This is a genomic window from Vibrio sp. M60_M70 (assembly GCF_037162085.1).
In the GTDB taxonomy this organism is placed as follows: domain Bacteria; phylum Pseudomonadota; class Gammaproteobacteria; order Enterobacterales; family Vibrionaceae; genus Vibrio; species Vibrio diabolicus.
In genome coordinates, this window is record NZ_JARLUL010000001.1 from 585,353 (window position 1) to 604,689 (window position 19,337).

The following is a 19,337-nucleotide window of genomic DNA, read 5'->3' on the forward strand; positions in this document are numbered from 1 at the left end:
TTAGATCTGGTTATATCCACTGCTTTTAAGTTTGAAAACTAAATTAATATGGTGTTTTTTTCTTAAAGGTTGCCAAATGATGAGTCTTTCGTCATTATGCGGCGAAAATTTTATAGATTGAACCACGTGTACTTATTGACTTTAGGTATACAAAAAGTGGTCTAAGCATACACAACATTCATTAATTAAAAGACAAGGGTTATCTGTGAAGCAGACGTTAAAACTAACAGATATTATCGCAGTAGGCTTTATGCTATTTGCGTTCTTTTTAGGTGCGGGCAATATCATCTTTCCACCTCTAGCGGGTCAGCTAGCCGGTGAAAACTTAATGCCAGCGATGTTTGGTTTCTTGCTAACAGCGGTAGGTCTACCTCTTATTACTATCGTTGCTATTGCTGTTGCTGGTGGTTCTTGGGATCACTTAACGCAAGACCTTCCGAAAAAAGCAGCGGTTATTATGGCTGCGTTGATCTTCATCATCATCGGTCCTGCGTTTGCTGCGCCTCGTACTGGCCTAGTGGCTTACGAGATGGCGGTGAAACCTTTCTTCCTTGAAGCGTCACAAACGCATCTCACTGCATTTTCAGTGATCTTCTTTATTGCGGCGATGATGTTCTCATGGTTCCAAGGCCGTTTGATTGATCTTATCGGTAAAGTACTAACGCCGGCATTGTTCGTGGGTTTAATCATTCTTGCTGTCGCGGTATTTATTGATCCTCAAGGTGACATGCTGGGCGCGCACGGTGAGTACTTAACGCAACCACTGACCAAAGGCTTCCTAGAAGGCTACAACACAATGGATACGTTCGCGTCATTGATGTTTGGCATGCTGATGGTTGATGCACTGCGCGGTAAAGGCATTACTGAGCGTTCTGCAACCACTAAGTATCTAATCTATGCAGGTTGTATTGCCGCTGCCGGTCTTGCGTTTGTTTACATCTCACTATTCTACTTGGGCGCGACGAGTGCAACTGTTGCTGCAGGTGCAGATAACGGTGGTCTGGTACTTAGCCAATACGTTCAAGCGCTGTTTGGTCCATACGGTCAAATCGTTCTGTCTGTCATTGTATTACTAGCGTGTTTGACAACGGCTATTGGCTTGATTTCTGCGTGTTCAGACTTCTTCAGCTCGAAAACGCCACTGTCATACAAGCAATGGGTACTTATTAACGGGTCTGTTTGTGCGTTGGTTGCGAATGTCGGCCTTGCACAACTGATTTCTCTGTCAGTGCCAGTATTGTTTGCGCTGTACCCTGTGGCGATTGCGTTGGTTGCACTAACATTTGTACGCAGCAAACTGCCAAATCCACGTTTTGCTTACCGCGCGGTACTGCTTGTATCTCTGCTGTTTGCGTTGGTTGATGCGGCAAAAGTATCGGGTGTTGATGTTTCTGCGTTTAACATGTTGCCACTATTCGAAGTGGGCATGGGTTGGGTGCTTCCAACATTTGCGGCTATTGTGTGCATGTTCTTCATCGCGAAACCTCGTCCAGAGCTAGCACAAGAAACAGCGTAATAACTTCGCACTATCAAGATATTAAAAAGCCCGATGAATGACTTCATCGGGCTTTTTATTTTTTATCTTTGAAGCGTTCACACTATTAAAGTGTGTCGTGGAACTCCACAAGAACTTGTTCACACCATTTTTCGATGCGCTCATCACTCAGTTCGTACTGCGAGTCTTCATCTAACGCTAGTCCAACAAACTTTCTGCCATCTTCAATCAGTGCTTTCGATGCTTCAAATTCGTAGCCTTCATTTGGCCAGTAACCGATAAAGGTTGCGCCAGTCGCTTGTAATTCATCGTGAAGTAAGCCCATCGCGTCCAAATACCACTCACCGTAGCCTTCTTGGTCACCCAGGCCAAACAGCGCGACAACTTTACCTTTTAATGGTGTTGTTGCGATGTCTTGCCAAATCGCGTTCCAATCTTCTTGGATTTCACCAAAGTCCCAAGTTGAGATGCCAAGGAGTAATAAGTCGTAGTCTGCCATTAGTGATAACGGTGTCTCTTTCACATTGTGAATGTCGACAAGGTCTTCACCAATAATGGTACGAATTTTCTCTGCTGCCATTTCGGTGTAGCAGGTTGTTGAGCCGTAAAAGAGTCCGATTTTCATTATATTCATCGTTATTTGTGTTGCTGTTGTGGAAGATTCTAACCATAAATTGAGGAAGATTGCAGCGAATATCCTAAGCGGGATGATTTTTTTATGGTATTGGATCGGCAGGTGCCTTAATCTAAATACTGTAAATATAAACAGATAAGGAAGCGTTCATGACGGCACAACAGCCTGTCAATCAACAAGATTTTTCGCTTGTTGAGCAATTCTTAGATGCGATGTGGATGGAGCGTGGGCTATCAGAGAACACGCTGGCTTCCTATAGAAATGATTTGATGAAGCTGCTCACGTGGATGGAGAAACATCGCTACCGTCTTGATTTCATTAGTTTGTCTGGCTTGCAAGAATACCAAAGCTACCTTGTAGACTTGGATTACAAGCAGACGTCCCGTGCGCGTATGTTGTCGGCAATTCGCCGTTTATTCCAATATCTGCATCGTGAGAAAGTACGTGCTGATGATCCGAGTGCGCTCTTGGTCAGTCCTAAACTGCCACAACGCTTGCCCAAAGATATTAGTGAAGAGCAAGTGGACGCCTTGCTCGAAGCGCCAGACCCGAATGATCCTGTGGAATTGCGGGATAAAGCGATGCTGGAACTATTGTATGCGACTGGTTTGCGTGTGACGGAATTGGTCAGTTTAACTATGGAAAACATTAGTTTGCGTCAAGGAGTTGTACGTGTCACAGGTAAAGGCGGTAAAGAGCGCTTAGTGCCAATGGGGGAGAACGCGGTAGATTGGATCGAGACGTTTATTCAACAAGGGCGTCCTGCGTTACTTGGTGATACATCATCTGATATTGTTTTTCCTAGCAAACGCGCAAGGCAAATGACTCGTCAGACGTTTTGGCATCGTATTAAGTACTATGCTTTGATAGCAGGGATTGACACTGAACAGCTGTCGCCGCACGTACTGCGTCATGCCTTTGCCACGCATTTATTGAACTATGGCGCAGATCTCAGGGTCGTACAGATGCTATTAGGACATAGTGACTTATCGACCACGCAAATTTATACTCACGTGGCGACTGAACGATTGAAGCAGATCCACAGTCAACACCACCCAAGAGCATAACAATGGTTAGATTCATCCATGTATTCTTGGAAAAACGATTTTATATTAAGGTGAATTTCATGAGCGTATTACGCCGACTAACTCTGCTGACTTTACCATTTTTTGTTACCGCTTGTGGTGCAGAAGAAAGTCAGGCTAAAACGGACACTCCTGCACAGCAATTGGCGCCAGCTGCGCAAAGCAATTTTGATGAAGCAGCATTAAAAACTAAGTTCTCAAAGCTTGGTTTATCTATCGTTGATATTCAGCCATCAGAAGTTGCTGGTTTATTGGAAATCCAAACTAATGGCGGGATCTTGTTTGCTTCAAATGATGGTAGCCATTTTATCGCCGGTACGCTTTATGCCATCAATGACGATGGTAGTTACAAAGATGTCATTGCAGAGCGCCAAGCGCCGCTTAATGCGGAGAAAATCGCGCAGTTCTCCGATAGCATGATTGAATACAAAGCCGACGATGAAAAATATGCTGTGACGGTATTTACTGATATCACTTGTGGTTACTGTGTGCGTCTGCACAGCCAAATGCAAGGCTATAACGATCTAGGCATTACAGTGCGCTACATGGCTTACCCTCGCCAAGGTGCTACTGGCCCAGTGGCAGAACAAATGGCGACGATTTGGTGTGCTGAAGATCCAAAGTCGGCAATGCACAATGCGAAAGTGAATCGTACGTTTGATAACCCTGCGAAAGACTTAAAACAGTGTAAAGAAACCATCCAATCACATTACAATTTAGGTCGCCAATTGGGAATTTCTGGTACGCCAGCGATCTTCTTACCGAATGGCGAAATGGTTGGCGGTTACCTACCACCTGCAGAGCTATTGAAACGTTTAAAGCAACAATAATCCTTTAGGAGCAGAGCCGGCAAAGTCGCCGGCTCTTTTCAAGCATGATAGAAATTCAACGACGTCCTGAACCTGATCTTTCCCTTCTTCCTGATTCCATTCCTCCGATTCTAAAACGTATCTACATCAACCGTGGGATTACGGATCCTGCGCAACTAGAAACGTCAGCTCGTGGTTTGCATTCTTACCAAAAACTCGGGGGGATTGAGCAAGCTGTCGAGCTTTTGTTTCAGGCAATAAAAGAACAAAAACGCATCATCGTTGTCGGTGATTTTGACGCTGATGGTGCGACGAGCTCTGCATTGTCGGTGCTCGCGCTGCGTATGCTTGGTAGTCACAATGTGGACTACCTAGTACCGAATCGTTTTGAAGACGGTTATGGGTTAAGCCCAGAAGTCGTTGACCAAGCATTAGAGCTTGGCGCTGAGATGATCATGACGGTAGATAACGGTGTGTCATCAATCGAAGGCGTGCGTTACGCAAAAGAAAACGGCATTACCGTGCTCGTTACCGATCACCACTTGCCAGGACAAGTGTTGCCTGATGTGGATGCAATGGTGAACCCAAACCTTGAGAGCTGTCATTTTCCGTCTAAAGCGCTCGCTGGTGTCGGGGTCGCGTTTTATCTCATGATGGCACTATGCGTTCATATGCGAAAACACAATTGGTTTGCTGAGCAGGGCATGCAAGAGCCTAAGTTGATGGAACTGATTGACCTTGTTGCACTTGGCACTGTAGCTGACGTTGTCCCATTGGATGAAAACAACCGCATTCTTGTACACCAAGGCTTGCAACGTATTCGTGCGGGCAAAGCGCGCCCTGGCATTCAAGCATTGATTGAGGTAGCGAAGCGCGATGCGCGTCGTTTGGTGGCGTCCGATTTTGGTTTTGCGTTAGGTCCTCGTATCAATGCTGCTGGTCGCCTTGATGACATGTCATTTGGTGTTGAACTGTTGATGTGTAACAACATTCACGCCGCTCGTCGTATGGCAAGTGAACTGGATGGTTTGAACCAAACTCGTAAAGAGATTGAAGAAGGCATGAAGCAAGAAGCGATGGCTTTCTGCGAGCGTCTTCAGTTTGGTGAAGGCAGTGAGCTTCCTTATGGCTTAGCCTTGTTCCAACGTGATTGGCACCAAGGTGTGATTGGTATTTTGGCCTCGCGCATCAAAGAGAAGTTTCACCGTCCAGTCATCGCATTTGCTGATGGCGGAGAAGGGACAATTAAGGGCTCGTGTCGTTCTATTCCGGGGTTACACATGCGTGATGCGTTGGATTTCATCGACACGCAAAACCCAGGTTTGATCATCAAATTTGGTGGTCACGCGATGGCGGCAGGCTTAACAATTAAAGAGCAGGATTTCGAACGTTTCAGCCGTTTATTTGATGAAGTGGTAAAAAAGGAACTCGATGAAGCGGCGCTAAAAGGCGTGATCATGTCAGATGGTGAACTTAAGCCTGAAGAATTCTCTATGCATGTCGCTGAACAGCTGCGGTCTGGTGGCCCTTTTGGACAAGCCTTCCCTGAACCAATCTTTGATGGTGAGTTTAAAGTGTTGCATCAAAAGCTGGTGGGTGAGAAGCATCTTAAATTGATGTTAGAACCGCTTTACAAAGGTCACCCTACCAATGTGATGATCGACGGCATTGCATTTAATGTCGATTTGCGTCGCTGGCCGGATGCATCAGTTAAAACGGTACGTTTAGCTTACAAATTGGATGTGAATGAATTTCGTGGTAATCAATCACTGCAATTGATGATCGATCATATCGAAGCTAAGTAATATTTAGATTAACTTTTCTTATAGAGTACGGTTGCCCCTAAGAGGGTGTAAAATTTTATGACCGTGCTCTCTCTAACCGCAATCTGATTTCTCATCCGAAATTTTCCTGTATCTCGGTCACATTTTTCAGTAGAATTTCTCGGTTAAATTCTATTCTAAAATGTTGAGTAAACATGTTTGAAATCAATCCAATTAAAAACCGTCTGCAGGACGTGTCTCAGCGCACAAATGTCCTGAGGGGGTATCTTTGACTATGACGCGAAGAAAGAGCGTCTAGAAGAAGTCAACGCAGAGCTTGAACAACCTGATGTATGGAACGAACCTGAACGTGCACAAGCACTGGGTAAAGAGCGTGCATCGCTAGAAGCGGTTGTTGAAACTATTGATCAACTAGAGCAAGGTGTAGAAGACGTAGAAGGTCTTCTTGAGCTGGCTGTAGAAGAAGAAGATCAAGAAACATTTGACGAAATCGAACCAGAACTTGCTGAGTTGGAAGAGAAGCTAGAAAAGCTTGAATTCCGTCGTATGTTCTCGGGCGACCATGATAGTTCAGATTGCTACATCGATTTGCAAGCTGGCTCTGGTGGTACGGAAGCACAAGACTGGACCAACATGCTGCTGCGTATGTACCTACGCTGGGCAGAGGCGAAGGGCTTCAAAGCTGAAGTGATTGAAGTCTCTGAAGGTGAAGTCGCGGGTCTTAAGTCGGCAACAGTTCGCATCTCTGGTGAGTATGCCTACGGTTGGTTGCGCACTGAAACGGGCGTTCATCGTCTTGTTCGTAAATCTCCGTTCGATTCAGGCGGCCGTCGCCATACGTCATTTGCGTCTGCGTTCATCTATCCAGAGATTGATGAAAACATCGATATCGACATTAATCCTTCTGACCTACGCATCGACGTTTACCGTGCGTCAGGCGCAGGTGGTCAGCACGTCAACACCACAGAATCTGCGGTACGTATTACGCACGTACCAACGAACACTGTGGTTCAGTGTCAGAATGACCGTTCTCAACATAAGAACAAAGATCAGGCAATGAAACAGCTTCGAGCGAAGCTATTTGAGCTTGAATTGCAAAAGCAAAACGCGGAAAAACAAGCTAATGAAGACGCTAAGTCTGACATTGGCTGGGGTAGCCAGATCCGTTCTTACGTATTGGATGACTCACGTATTAAGGACCTCCGTACGGGCATTGAAAACCGTAATACTCAAGCGGTTCTTGATGGCGATCTGGACAAATTTATTGAAGCTAGCCTGAAATCAGGCCTATAAAGCTTTTCACCGACAAAAACAGGATACATCGAAAATGACTGATGCTGTTCAAAACGAAACTGTACTAGAAGAAAATAAGCTGATTGCTGAACGCCGCGCTAAACTGGATGAAATCCGAAAGAGCTGCAAAGCAAACGGCCACCCAAACGACTTCCGTCGTGACGCACTAGCGGGCGACCTTCAAAAAGAGTTCGGTGAAAAGACGAAGGAAGAGCTAGAAGAGCTTAACCACGTGGTTGCAATTGCTGGCCGTATTATGGCTAAGCGTGGTCCATTCCTAGTAATTCAAGAAACATCTGGCCGTATCCAAGCTTACGCTGCTAAAGACGTACAAAAAGAGCTAAAAGAGAAATACCAAGGTCTTGATATCGGTGACATCATCGGTGTTAAAGGTGCGCTGCACAAATCTGGTAAGGGTGACCTATACGTGAACATGGAAGAATACGAGTTGCTAACTAAAGCACTTCGTCCACTTCCTGAGAAGTTCCACGGTCTTACTGACCAAGAAATGCGTTACCGTCAGCGTTACGTTGATCTGATTGTGAACGAAGATTCACGTAAAGCATTTATTGTACGTTCTAAAGTGATGTCTGCAATTCGTAACTTCATGATCTCAAAGCAGTTCATGGAAGTAGAAACGCCGATGATGCACGTGATCCCTGGTGGTGCAAGTGCACGCCCATTCATCACACATCACAACGCGCTAGACATGCCAATGTACCTACGTATTGCACCTGAGCTATACCTGAAGCGTCTAGTAGTTGGTGGCTTCGATCGCGTATTCGAAATTAACCGTAACTTCCGTAACGAAGGTCTTTCTCCACGTCATAACCCAGAATTCACTATGATGGAATTCTACATGGCGTACGCGGATTACAAAGATCTGATGGACTTTACTGAAGAACTACTAAGCTCGGTAGCGCAAGAAGTTCTAGGTTCAACATCAATGCCTTACGGTGATGAAACGGTTGAATTTGGTGGCACTTACACTCGTATGAGCATGTTTGAAGCAATCAAGCAGTACAACCCAGATCACGCGCAAATCCAAGCGCTAACCGAAGAAGATCTACAAAACCGTGAACTGATGGTTTCTATCGCGAAATCAGTACATGTTGAAGTAGAAGACTTCTGGACATGTGGTCAGCTTCTAGAAGAAATCTTCGGTGAAACAGCAGAACCTAAGCTAATGCAGCCAACGTTCATCACTGGCTACCCAGCGGACATCTCTCCATTGGCTCGCCGTAGCGATGACAACCCGTTCTTTACAGACCGCTTTGAATTCTTCATCGGCGGCCGTGAAGTGGCGAATGGCTTCTCAGAGCTTAACGATGCAGAAGATCAAGACGCGCGCTTTAAAGCACAGGTTGAAGCTAAAGAGTCTGGTGACGACGAAGCTATGTTCTACGATGCAGATTACATCACTGCACTAGAGCACGGCCTACCACCAACGGCAGGCCAAGGTATCGGTATCGACCGTCTGGTTATGCTACTGACTAACACGCACACTATCCGTGACGTGATCCTATTCCCAGCAATGCGCCCACAAGCGTAATTTGGCAGGATGATCAAAAAAACCACCTTCGGGTGGTTTTTTTATGCCTTTTAGTTAAATAAGTTCAAGTTGTTGCATTTGCTTTTTAATAGGATATGCAAATAAACATTCGCCAAATCTCAATCTATTGCATAGTCTTAATACTGAGACAGACGTGGGGGCGCGGAGTCTCGATAATGTTACCTGCTCGCAAAGATAGGTTTGTGGCGCAAAATTTCTATTAACAATGAAAAAGGGTTAGAGAATGGCTGGGCAGTTTAAGATGGATTCCATCCCGGGATCGCTTGTGGTAGTTGGCGGTACTTATGAGCCTTGGTTATCAGTACTTGAGCAAGTGGGCTGGAAGTGTCACCAAGTGGGTGACTTACGCAAAGCTAATACGTTGTTAGAGGATATTGGTCCATGTATCGGTATTGTCGATCTCAGCCATGACGAATTCAGCTTGAACGGTTTGGCGAACTTAGTCAGTTCTCACAAACACGTGCGTTGGTTAGCGTTTATTCGTGAATCTCAGCTTGGTACTGACACCATATGCCAGTTCATTGTTAACTTTTGTATCGACTTTTTCACTGCGCCAATCCCGGATGCCCAGCTTTTAAGCACGATTGGTCACCAGCTTGGTATGCTCAAGTTGGAGAAAAAGTTTGGCCTAGTTTTGGTAGCAGCTTAGACATGGGGCTGATAGGTGAATCTATCCCGATGAAGCGTTTACGCGATCAAGTAAAGCGAATCGGTCCGACGGACGTCAGTATTCTGATTTCTGGGGAAAGTGGTACAGGTAAAGAAGCGGTTGCTCGCGCTATCCACAAAGTCTCTTCACGTTCTCATAAACCGTTTATGGCAATTAACTGTCGCGCACTCAATGAGCAACGTTTCCAAGCTGAAGTATTTGGTATTAACGCCGATGAAGATATGGAAGCATGCCTGCTTGAACAAGCAAATGGCGGTACGGTGTTGTTTAATGACATTCTTACCATTTCAAAAGAGCAGCAAATGAATCTGCTGAGATTCTTGCAAGAAGGCACCATTGATACCAAAGATGGCGTAAAAGCGGTTAACGTACGCATCCTTGCGGCTAACTCGTCAGATGTTGAAAAAGCTTTGATTGACGGAAATTTTAATGAAGAGCTTTATCACTACATTAACGTATTACGCATTAATGTCCCGAGCTTAAAAGAGCGCGCGAGCGATATTTCTTTGTTAGCGCGCTATTACTTACAAGAGTTTTCTAAAGAGTATAACTCGCAAGCAAAAAGCTTTTCTGAGGATGCACTCAAGGCACTGACACGTTATTTCTGGCCAGGTAACGTACGTGAGTTGATGAACCAAGTGAAACGAGCGGTTCTGATGTCTGACAGCGTAATGATTGAAGAGCATCACCTAGATTTGCCTCAGCGTAATGACTCAAAGCGTAGTTTGAAATCGATTCGTGAGAAGAGTGAGCGTGACGCGTTACTGGTTGTTTTGGAATCTCATTCTGGTCAAGTTTCGAATGCGGCGAAGGAGCTTGGTGTTTCACGCGCGACGATGTATCGACTACTGAACAAACATAATTTGATTTCTGATCAAGCCATGTAAATTTGTTCTTTCTGAAGTTAAATTGGTGAATGAATATCAGTGAAGGAGCGGCTACAAAGCCGCTCTTTTTGTTTTGTATTCAGTTTGATTTATAAAATCCGTAATTTCATATATTCCCTAGGTGAATATGTTATATAGAAAAGTATATGAAACTGAATTGCGGTGTATTGATTTGTTTTTAATCAAAAAGACAAAAAATGTTTGATATATATTCATCAAAGCTTACAATTTAACCGTAACTCAATGAGTTATATCTTTCATAAACGGATTAATTTTTAGCTAGGAGGCGCAAGATGAAACATTACGTTGTTAACACCACTGCTTGCGCTGATCGTATGCCTATCGCTCCGATGACTCTTAAGTCGGATGATACCAGTACCACTGGCTCACAAGATAAAAATTAATCCGTAACCTATCTTATTTATTACTAGGCTGCGGAAAAGTAGCGGCTTAGTATAAACAGAACACCTCTGTTCATTTTACGCACTATTTTTCCCAGTCGAATACATCGATAATCGGAGAAAATATTATGCGTCACTCTATTTACTTACAACTGGCAACTTTGCTATTGAAAGCAGACCTTAAACGCGAAGAAAAGCAATGGCAGCGAACCATACGCCGCACTGCTCATGATGTTCCATGGACGAATGTTCATCTATTGAGGGATATTGGTTTAGATAGCGATGGTCGTTCCACACGCGCCAATGTTCCGGATGCAGTAAAAGTTGAACGTCGAGTTCGTCACCTTCGTCGAGTTTTAACGTCGCGAATAATGACGTAATCGTTAGCGTGTTGGACTGACTGAGTTGCTATCGAGTCATTCAACACGCTTAACGTGCGATATGAAGTCATACTTCATTTGATAAACAGCTGACCTTGAAGGTCAGCTGTTTTCGTTTGAGGGAGCTTTACTGTTAAGGGCATGGATTCGAGTAGGTTGTACCAATTGCTTGAATCTCAGTAAGGAGCTCATCGCTTAGTTTTAGATCGATACTGTCGATGTTGGCTTTTAATTGGTCGAGGTTGGTCGCGCCGATAATATTAGATGCTACAAATGGGCGCTGATTGACAAATGCGAGTGCCATTTGTGCAGGATCCAAACCATGCTCTTGGGCTAAATTGACGTAAGCTTCGGTCGCTTTTATCCCCTGAGGAGTAAAGTAGCGCGCAAAACGCTCCCACTTCGTGCATCGAGCACCCTCTGGTCTCTCACCATTCAAGTATTTGCCGCTTAGGCAGCCAAATGCTAGTGGAGAGTAGGCCAGTAACTGGACACCTTCATAGTGGCTGATTTCAGACAAGCCCACTTCAAAGCTGCGGTTCAATAAGTTATATGGGTTTTGAATCGAGACAATGCGTGGCAAATCATGCTTTTCAGCTAAACGCAGTAATGACATCACACCCCATGGCGTCTCGTTTGATACACCGATGTAGCGTACTTTGCCTGCATTCACTAGCTCAGTCAGCGCTTCCAAGGTTTCAATTAATGTGACTTCTTCTTGTTTGTCTGGGTAAGGGTAGTTGAGTTGACCAAAGCAGTTAGTTTGGCGTTGAGGCCAATGTAATTGGTATAAATCGACATAATCCGTTTGCAGGCGGTTAAGGCTGTCATCAATTGCTGTATGGATGTGGCGACGATTAAGGCTCATGTTGTCTCGGATGTGAGGGACGCCGCGAGGGCCAGCCACTTTTGTTGCCAGCACAACTTTTTCACGTTTGCCGCTCTTTGCTAACCAATTACCGATGTATTGCTCGGTGAGTCCTTGCGTTTCCGCTTTGGGAGGTACAGGGTACATCTCTGCGGTATCAATGAAATTCACCCCATGATCAAGGGCAAAGTCGAGCTGTTCAAAGGCGTCCTTTTCTGTATTTTGCTCGCCAAACGTCATGGTTCCGAGGCAGATTTTACTGATCTCAAGTGATGAGTGCGGTAGTTTTGTGTATTGCATATCACGTCCTTGAAGAGTTACCGACTAAATAAGTGATTCCAATATAGGGGATTTTTAACCGCTATCGCAAATGATTTACGTATAAAGGAAGACCAAACTCGAAAGCTATACATAGCCTAACTACACTTAAATGATCGTGTAAAGGAGGTACGTTATGCAGAAGCATCAATTGGACATGTGGTTACACGGTCCCCATAAAGATACTTATAAAACTCCCAAAGTATTTGTGATTGGGTGTTCTGATGTCTCTGACTATTTGCTAGCAGTGGAGTACAAGCATCAACTTGAGCCGATTAAAGACGGTGAAGATCCGATACATTTCGGTTCGCTAGATTTGGTGAAAGAAGAGCTGCTGAGGTTAGGGGTAGATAAAGCGTACTTAAGGCTGCACAATGCGTATGACGAATGTGGCACTGAAGAGGCAGCCTCGTACTGTGATATCGAGTTATCGCTCGTGACGCACTAAATGGCGGAAACAACATTACTCAGATGGCGTGCTGATGTAGTGCTTGAGTAAGATCTGCTCAGTAAACTGTGTTCTGAGGTAAAAACCTCGGGGCAGAGTTTTTATCGGCTTGCCATTTGAGCTATATGCTTCGGTGAGGGCTTTTGCATTCGCGGCTTTAGGGCGAAGATGCAGCGCTTCTCCGTGTCTGGCGGAAATTTGATCAAATTTCCCCAAGACGATCATCTCCATTAGCTCTTCCCAGTCGTTTCGTAAAATACGCTCTTCGTCGTCGTCTGGTGACCAAATCAGTGGGCTACCAACACGTCTTTCTGCAAGTGGAATTTCTCGTTCCCCTTCCACTGGTACCCAAAGCACACGAGATAGCTTGTTTCGAACATGACTTGTTTCCCATGTAAGACCATGAACACCTGTGAGGGGAGCCACCGAAACAAAGGTTGTTTCCAATGGTTTGCCAGAGTGACTGATCGGAATACTTTTCAACTCGATCCCTAGTTTTGCGAAATCTTGTTGAGGTTTACTGCCAGCTGGGGCGCCCAAGTGCCATTCGAGTAATTGACCCACCCAACCTTTATCACGTTTTAAGTTTTCAGGAACAATCATATTCGCCTCGGCGGCCAACTCAGCAAAACTGAGTCCTGCCATATCATGCGCTCGTTCCAATAGCTCAGCTTCTGTTTGTGGTTCTGGTTTCATAGTCACAAGGTGGTATTACAAAAAATATAGTTTATCAAACTCCGGCCAAATCTACTGTTTAAGATTTCACCGAGGCGGTGTAGGAACGATCAATTCATAACTTATCCACAGGTGGAGAAGGTGTTGATAAGATCCTGACGGGGTCTGTATGAATAAACAGGGGTTAAAATGCATTTTTGGGGTTGATTTTGTTGTAATCATCTAAACGAATAGCAGGTGAATGTGGATAAATAGCCTGTTGGTGGATCTTTGACCGATCTGAGTTTGGTGAAAAGATCATCAAAAAACTGAAGATCGATTTATCGTTATTTTTGAAAATAAATATTTTTATATCAATGTTTTATGTTTATTTTCTTGTTTCTTTATTTGTTTTGCTTTTGATGGGATTGAACTGAATTACTCATTTGAATTGAATTCTTCACAAAGTTATTCACAGAAAAGGTGAATAAATGTGGGCAATGTCTCACTCTTGTGTTGATAAGGTATGATTTGATTAAAAGATATCCAAATATGGTGAAAAGGTAATAAATCTTGCTCATATCACATCAGTAAGTTTGCTAGTAATGGGGATATGTGGAAAAATCACGGTAATAAAAAATTTATTCATAGAGGTTAGCCAGTGATAGATGGCGATGGTTACCGACTTAATGTTGGTATTGTGATATGTAATAACCATGGTCAGGTCTTCTGGGCTAAACGATACGGGCAACACTCATGGCAATTCCCACAAGGTGGAATTGACGAAGGTGAAACTCCTGAACAAGCCATGTTCAGGGAGTTATATGAAGAAGTCGGTTTAACGAAAAAAGACGTTAAGATCATTGCAACAAGTCGTCATTGGTTAAGATATAAGCTACCAAAACGATTGGTGCGTTGGGACTCCAAGCCTGTTTGTATCGGCCAAAAACAGAAATGGTTTCTGCTGAGATTAGAATGCGATGAATCTCGTATTAATATGCAACGCGGAAAATCCCCTGAATTTGATGGTTGGCGCTGGGTGAGTTACTGGTATCCAGTTAGGCAAGTTGTTTCTTTCAAGCGAGATGTTTATCGACGAGCGATGAAAGAGTTTGCATCCTTAGCCATGCCTTTTCGAGAGAGAAAAGCGAAAGGGAAAAGAAAAAAGCAACGTAGAGGATAATCATGCTCAGTCAGCTAAGGGAAATAGTTGAGAAAGTCTCCAGGGTCGATGATGTGCATCTGGCACTCGATATATTGGTGAAAGAGACTTGTGCTGCCCTTCGCACTGAGTGCTGTACTATCTATCTTGCTAATGAAGAAATGCAGCGCCTTGAGTTAATGGCAACTCAAGGCCTTATTTTTGAAGGTGATAGTATTCATATCAACTTCAATGAAGGCTTGGTTGGGTTGGTTAAACGAAGCGCAGAGCCACTCAACCTTGCCGAAGCCTCAAAACATCCCGAGTTTAAATTTTTCCCTCAACTCGGCGAACAGATTTACCACTCCTTTTTAGCCACTCCAATCATTCATCGAAAACAAGTTTTAGGTGTGTTGGTGATCCAGCAAAAAACACCGCGCTTGTTCAGTGAAATGGAAGAGTCGTTTCTTGTCACGTTGTCCGCTCAGCTAGCAGTGCTTATTGCGCATGCGCAGAATCTTGGGCATTGGCAGTTGGCATCTAAACCCACGGTATTAAAAGGTTTGCCTGCATCTACTGGTGTCGCGATTGGAGAGTTTTGGTTCGACAATACCCAACCGAGTTTATCGGATGTTTTCCCATCGTCCACGTTAGATAAGGAACGTGAGCACGAGACATTGCTGGTGGCCATAGAGCGAGCGTTAAATGATTTTCGCCGTATGCGGAAAAAGCTGGACAGTGAAATCAACAAAGATGCGCTGGCGATCTTCGATCTGTTTACGCACTTACTCAATGACCCGATGCTTCGTGGTGATTTGAAGAAACAGATTGAAAAAGGAGACAGGGCAGATTGGGCGTTACGCCAAGTGGTAGAATCATACTCGAATCGATTTGCCAGAATGTCGGATGTCTACATGCGCGAGAGAGCGCAAGACATCCGAGAGTTAGGGCAAAGGCTGCTCTATTTTCTACATAACAGTGAGCAAGAAAATTCTGCAATTGATCGTCCCATTATTTTGGTGGCGAGTGAACTCACAGCCACCTTGCTCGCGTCTGTACCTAAAGAGTTTTTGTTAGCCGTCGTGTCACTAGAAGGTGGCGCGAACTCTCATGCGGCTATTTTGTCTCGCGCACTTGGAGTTCCCGCTGTCATGGGCGCCAACATTAACCCGGATGTGGTCAATGGCAAACTCGGGATAGTGGATGGTTATACGGGCGAGATCTTCCTAGAGCCAAACCGTCAATTATTGCGAGAGTATCGCAGCTTAGTGAGTGAAGAGTCAGAATTGTTTGCCATGGTAAACAAGGACCTAGCACTCCCAGCGGTTACGCAAGACAATCACCACATCGAAATTATGCTCAATGCGGGGCTCAGTGCAGACAGTAATATTGCCATCAATACAGGTGTTGATGGAGTTGGGTTGTACCGAACTGAGATTGCATTTTTACTTCAGCATCACTTTCCGTCAGAAGATGAGCAGTATCATCAATACCAAGCGATACTCAACAGTTATCCGAATCAACGAGTGGTGATGCGCACTTTGGATATTGGTGGTGACAAACCTTTGCCATATTTGCCGATCGAAGAAGATAATCCGTTTCTAGGCTGGCGTGGCATTCGTTTTACATTAGATCACCCAGATATTTTCTTGATCCAGCTGCGTGCAATGTTAAGGGCGAGTGCAGAAAGCGGTAATTTAAGTATTTTGTTGCCAATGGTGTCTGGGGTAAAAGAGCTAGACGATGCCATTAGCTTGATTAATCAAGCCCACAGCGAAGCCGTGTTGCTTGATGATAGAATTCAGTTCCCACAAGTTGGGGTCATGATCGAAGTGCCATCAATGGTGTATTTATTGCCAACGATTGCTCACCGTGTTGATTTTGTTTCTGTCGGGACAAACGATTTAACTCAGTATTTATTAGCGGTAGATAGGAACAATTCGCGCGTAGCGGATGTCTATGAATCTATGCATCCTGCGGTACTGTTAGCGCTTAAGCAAATCCATGAGGTGTGTGATAAATATCAGGTGCCCGTGTGTATTTGTGGTGAGCTAGCGGGTGATCCATTTGGCGCTCTTCTCTTACTTGGGTTAGGGTATACCAGTTTGAGTATGAACACCTCCAACGTGGCTAAGGTGAAATATTTGATTCGTCATAGTCAACAAGAAGAATTAGAAAAATTAGCGGAGCAAGCAATGACAAAATCCTACGGGGAGGACATCCATCAAATGATGCATGACTTCTTCATTCAACAGGGCTTTGCGGGCTTTATCCGTGCAGGTAAAAAAGTAGGAAATCGTGACCGTCTCTTTATTTTTGTTATTGTTGGCGCTAGGCGCTTTTGTGGGTGTGATGGCGGGGTTACTCGGTATCGGTGGTGGTTTGATTGTTGTTCCTGCCTTGTTGTATTTGCTTCCTCTTGCTGGAATCTCTCCAGAAATGAGTATGCACATGGCCCTAGCCACTTCGTTAGCGAGTATTATTGTCACGTCAGGCTCATCGGCGATGAATCACCTTAAGCTCGGCAATGTCGATATGTTCGTCGTAAAATGGTTGATGCCAGGTGTGGTTATAGGTGGTTTTGTCGGTGCCAATATTGCTGAGTGGATCCCTACGCACTACTTGCCGAAAGTATTTGGTGTCATTGTTCTTTGCCTGTCAGTACAAATGTTCCGTTCCATTAAAGTTACGAGCAGTAAACCTATGCCGAGCAGCCCGGTGACCGTTGCGTATGGCACGGGGATTGGCGTCGTATCAAGCCTTGCTGGTATTGGTGGTGGTTCACTATCGGTCCCATTTTTAAATAAACACGGGATAGAAATGCGTAAAGCGGTGGGTTCATCTTCCGTTTGTGGTTGCGTGATTGCTATTTCTGGTATGATCGGTTTCATCTTACATGGCTATAAAGTGGAAGGCTTACCTTCATACAGTATTGGCTATGTTTATCTTCCAGCATTATTAGCTATTGCCATGGCCTCGATGCTCACAACAAAAGTGGGTGCGAAGCTGGCAACTAACCTTCCAACTGCGGTATTAAAAAAGATATTCGCGGTGTTCTTAATGTTTGTAGCAGCGACCATGCTGCTCTAAGTTTGTACCCAAGTCATTCTCGCTGAACCAAGCATCTAGAGGTTACTTGGGTATATTTATTTTGTTGTGATAAGAAGAGAATGATTTATGTCTCAGGGATATATTGAATTTCCCAATATTGATCCGGTTTTAATCTCTATTGGTCCTGTTTCGGTTCGTTGGTACGGTTTGATGTACCTTGTGGGCTTTATGTTCGCCCTATGGTTGGCGAACCGACGTGCGGATAAGCCGGGAAGTGGTTGGACACGAGAACAGGTTTCTGATTTGTTGTTCGCAGGCTTCCTTGGCGTGGTGATTGGTGGCCGTGTTGGCTACGTGCTTTTCTACAATTTTGAGCTTTTCCTGGCTGACCCTTTGTATTTGTTTAAAGTGTGGACCGGTGGTATGTCTTTCCACGGGGGCTTACTGGGTGTGATTACCGCGATGTTCTGGTATGCACACAAAAACGGGCGAACGTTCTTCGGCGTTGCCGACTTTATCGCGCCGCTTGTGCCATTTGGTTTGGGTATGGGGCGTTTAGGTAACTTCATGAACAGCGAATTGTGGGGCCGAGTAACGGATGTGCCTTGGGCGATCGTTTTCCCAAATGGCGGTCCACTGCCACGTCATCCATCGCAGCTTTATGAAATGGCGCTTGAAGGTATCGTACTTTTCTTCATCTTGAATTGGTTCATCAAGAAACCTCGTCCTCTAGGTTCTGTTTCAGGGCTCTTTCTTGCGGGTTACGGAACCTTCCGTTTCCTAGTAGAATACGTGCGCGAACCAGACGCTCATTTGGGTTTATTCGGTGGCTTTATTTCCATGGGACAGATTCTATCCCTGCCAATGGTGGTTATCGGTGTCCTAATGATGGTTTGGGCATACAAACGTGGTCATTACAAAGACGAGTTACCACAAAAGACGAAGTAAGGTATTGGTGTGAAACAGTATTTAGATTTGTGTCAACGCATCGTTGACCAAGGTGTTTGGGTTGAAAATGAGCGTACAGGCAAGCGCTGCCTGACCGTAATCAACGCGGATTTAACCTACGATGTTGCGAACAATCAATTTCCGTTGGTCACCACACGTAAAAGTTTTTGGAAAGCGGCCGTTGCAGAGCTACTAGGGTATATTCGTGGTTACGATAATGCGGAAGATTTTCGTAAGCTGGGCACGAAAACCTGGGATGCCAATGCCAACCTAAATGATGCTTGGTTAAATAATCCATATCGTAAGGGCGAAGATGACATGGGCCGTGTCTACGGTGTCCAAGGGCGCGCATGGGCGAAGCCTGATGGCGGACATGTTGATCAATTACGCAAGATAGTGGATGACTTAACGCGTGGTTTTGATGATCGCGGTGAAATCTTGAACTTCTACAACCCGGGTGAATTCCACATGGGGTGCTTGCGTCCTTGCATGTATAGCCACCATTTTTCATTGCTGGATGATACGCTTTACCTGAACAGTACTCAGCGTTCGTGTGATGTACCGCTTGGCTTAAACTTCAATATGGTTCAAGTTTACGTGTTCTTGGCGATCATGGCGCAAATCACGGGCAAGAAACCTGGTCAGGCATTTCATAAGATTGTGAATGCGCACATTTATGAAGATCAGCTTGAACTGATGCGTGATGTTCAGTTGAAGCGTGAACCATTAAAAGCGCCGACGTTCCACATCAATCCAGAGATTAAATCTCTAGAAGATCTGGAAACATGGGTCACACTGGATGACTTTTGGGTTGAAGGATACGAGCATCACGACCCTATTCGTTACCCATTCTCAGTGTAACCAGTGTTGTTCTTCAAGATATGAAAAAAGCTCCGAA

Annotated in this window: 15 protein-coding genes and 2 pseudogenes; 14 read left to right on the forward strand and 3 right to left on the reverse strand. The window is 44.7% G+C overall.

Annotated features, from left to right (window positions below):
* The first annotated feature begins 205 nt into the window (after positions 1–205).
* Complete coding sequence (gene brnQ / locus P4S59_RS02780; protein ID WP_006742676.1) at positions 206–1,516, forward strand: branched-chain amino acid transport system II carrier protein; 1,311 nt, start codon at positions 206–208, stop codon at positions 1,514–1,516.
* 85 nt (positions 1,517–1,601) lie between these two features.
* Here the strand turns inward: brnQ and fldB are convergent, their stop codons facing one another.
* Positions 1,602–2,120: a flavodoxin FldB gene (gene fldB / locus P4S59_RS02785; protein ID WP_150916293.1), complete on the reverse strand. Its 519-nt coding sequence runs from the start codon at positions 2,118–2,120 to the stop codon at positions 1,602–1,604.
* A gap of 158 nt (positions 2,121–2,278) precedes the next feature.
* Here fldB and xerD point away from each other — a divergent pair, with 158 nt between their 5' ends.
* The 7 genes and pseudogenes from xerD to P4S59_RS02820 all read left to right on the forward strand — a co-directional run bounded on the left by xerD (position 2,279) and on the right by P4S59_RS02820 (position 11,011).
* A complete protein-coding gene (gene xerD, locus P4S59_RS02790; protein ID WP_005397336.1) occupies positions 2,279–3,196 on the forward strand; it encodes a site-specific tyrosine recombinase XerD in 918 nt (305 codons plus the stop codon).
* A gap of 59 nt (positions 3,197–3,255) precedes the next feature.
* Complete coding sequence (gene dsbC, locus P4S59_RS02795; RefSeq protein ID WP_301660823.1) at positions 3,256–4,044, forward strand: bifunctional protein-disulfide isomerase/oxidoreductase DsbC; 789 nt, start codon at positions 3,256–3,258, stop codon at positions 4,042–4,044.
* Between the two features lie 44 nt (positions 4,045–4,088).
* A complete protein-coding gene (gene recJ / locus P4S59_RS02800) occupies positions 4,089–5,828 on the forward strand; it encodes a single-stranded-DNA-specific exonuclease RecJ (protein ID WP_006742673.1) in 1,740 nt (579 codons plus the stop codon).
* 173 nt (positions 5,829–6,001) lie between these two features.
* Positions 6,002–7,100 (forward strand): peptide chain release factor 2 gene (gene prfB / locus P4S59_RS02805; protein WP_100068604.1). Its coding sequence is split into 2 segments (ribosomal slippage): positions 6,002–6,076 and positions 6,078–7,100, totalling 1,098 coding nucleotides; the frame shifts between segments, so codons are not numbered across the junction.
* Between the two features lie 34 nt (positions 7,101–7,134).
* Complete coding sequence (gene lysS / locus P4S59_RS02810) at positions 7,135–8,652, forward strand: lysine--tRNA ligase (RefSeq protein ID WP_005397328.1); 1,518 nt, start codon at positions 7,135–7,137, stop codon at positions 8,650–8,652.
* A 244-nt stretch (positions 8,653–8,896) separates the two neighbouring features.
* Positions 8,897–10,230: pseudogene (gene vpsR / locus P4S59_RS02815) on the forward strand (cyclic-di-GMP-binding transcriptional regulator VpsR).
* A 529-nt stretch (positions 10,231–10,759) separates the two neighbouring features.
* Positions 10,760–11,011, forward strand: a complete 252-nt coding sequence (locus P4S59_RS02820; protein WP_005397324.1) for a hypothetical protein — start codon at positions 10,760–10,762, stop codon at positions 11,009–11,011.
* Positions 11,012–11,144: 133 nt separating this feature from the next.
* On the opposite strand, the gene P4S59_RS02825 is transcribed toward P4S59_RS02820, so the two are convergent.
* Positions 11,145–12,179, reverse strand: a complete 1,035-nt coding sequence (locus tag P4S59_RS02825) for an NADP(H)-dependent aldo-keto reductase (RefSeq protein WP_047009105.1) — start codon at positions 12,177–12,179, stop codon at positions 11,145–11,147.
* Between the two features lie 154 nt (positions 12,180–12,333).
* Between P4S59_RS02825 and P4S59_RS02830 the strand changes: the two genes are divergently transcribed.
* The gene (locus P4S59_RS02830) at positions 12,334–12,645 is read left to right on the forward strand and encodes a DUF6482 family protein (protein WP_005397320.1); all 312 of its coding nucleotides are present in this window, start codon (positions 12,334–12,336) and stop codon (positions 12,643–12,645) included.
* A 15-nt stretch (positions 12,646–12,660) separates the two neighbouring features.
* Here P4S59_RS02830 and mutH read toward each other — a convergent pair whose 3' ends face one another.
* Positions 12,661–13,341 carry a DNA mismatch repair endonuclease MutH gene (gene mutH / locus P4S59_RS02835; RefSeq protein WP_005397318.1) on the reverse strand — a complete coding sequence of 227 codons (681 nt, stop codon included), beginning with the start codon at positions 13,339–13,341 and terminating at the stop codon, positions 12,661–12,663.
* Positions 13,342–13,960: 619 nt separating this feature from the next.
* Between mutH and rppH the strand changes: the two genes are divergently transcribed.
* From rppH to P4S59_RS02860, 5 genes and pseudogenes are all read left to right on the forward strand, one after another.
* Positions 13,961–14,482, forward strand: a complete 522-nt coding sequence (gene rppH / locus P4S59_RS02840; protein WP_005381953.1) for an RNA pyrophosphohydrolase — start codon at positions 13,961–13,963, stop codon at positions 14,480–14,482.
* A gap of 2 nt (positions 14,483–14,484) precedes the next feature.
* Positions 14,485–16,728, forward strand: a pseudogene (ptsP, locus tag P4S59_RS02845) (phosphoenolpyruvate--protein phosphotransferase); the annotation flags it as partial.
* A gap of 10 nt (positions 16,729–16,738) precedes the next feature.
* On the forward strand, positions 16,739–17,530 hold the full coding sequence (locus P4S59_RS02850; protein ID WP_006743341.1) for a sulfite exporter TauE/SafE family protein: 792 nt from the start codon (positions 16,739–16,741) through the stop codon (positions 17,528–17,530).
* A gap of 87 nt (positions 17,531–17,617) precedes the next feature.
* Positions 17,618–18,439 carry a prolipoprotein diacylglyceryl transferase gene (lgt, locus tag P4S59_RS02855; protein WP_005381948.1) on the forward strand — a complete coding sequence of 274 codons (822 nt, stop codon included), beginning with the start codon at positions 17,618–17,620 and terminating at the stop codon, positions 18,437–18,439.
* 9 nt (positions 18,440–18,448) lie between these two features.
* Positions 18,449–19,300 (forward strand): thymidylate synthase, encoded by an 852-nt coding sequence (locus tag P4S59_RS02860; RefSeq protein WP_337167958.1) that lies wholly within the window; start codon positions 18,449–18,451, stop codon positions 19,298–19,300.
* Positions 19,301–19,337 lie beyond the last annotated feature (37 nt).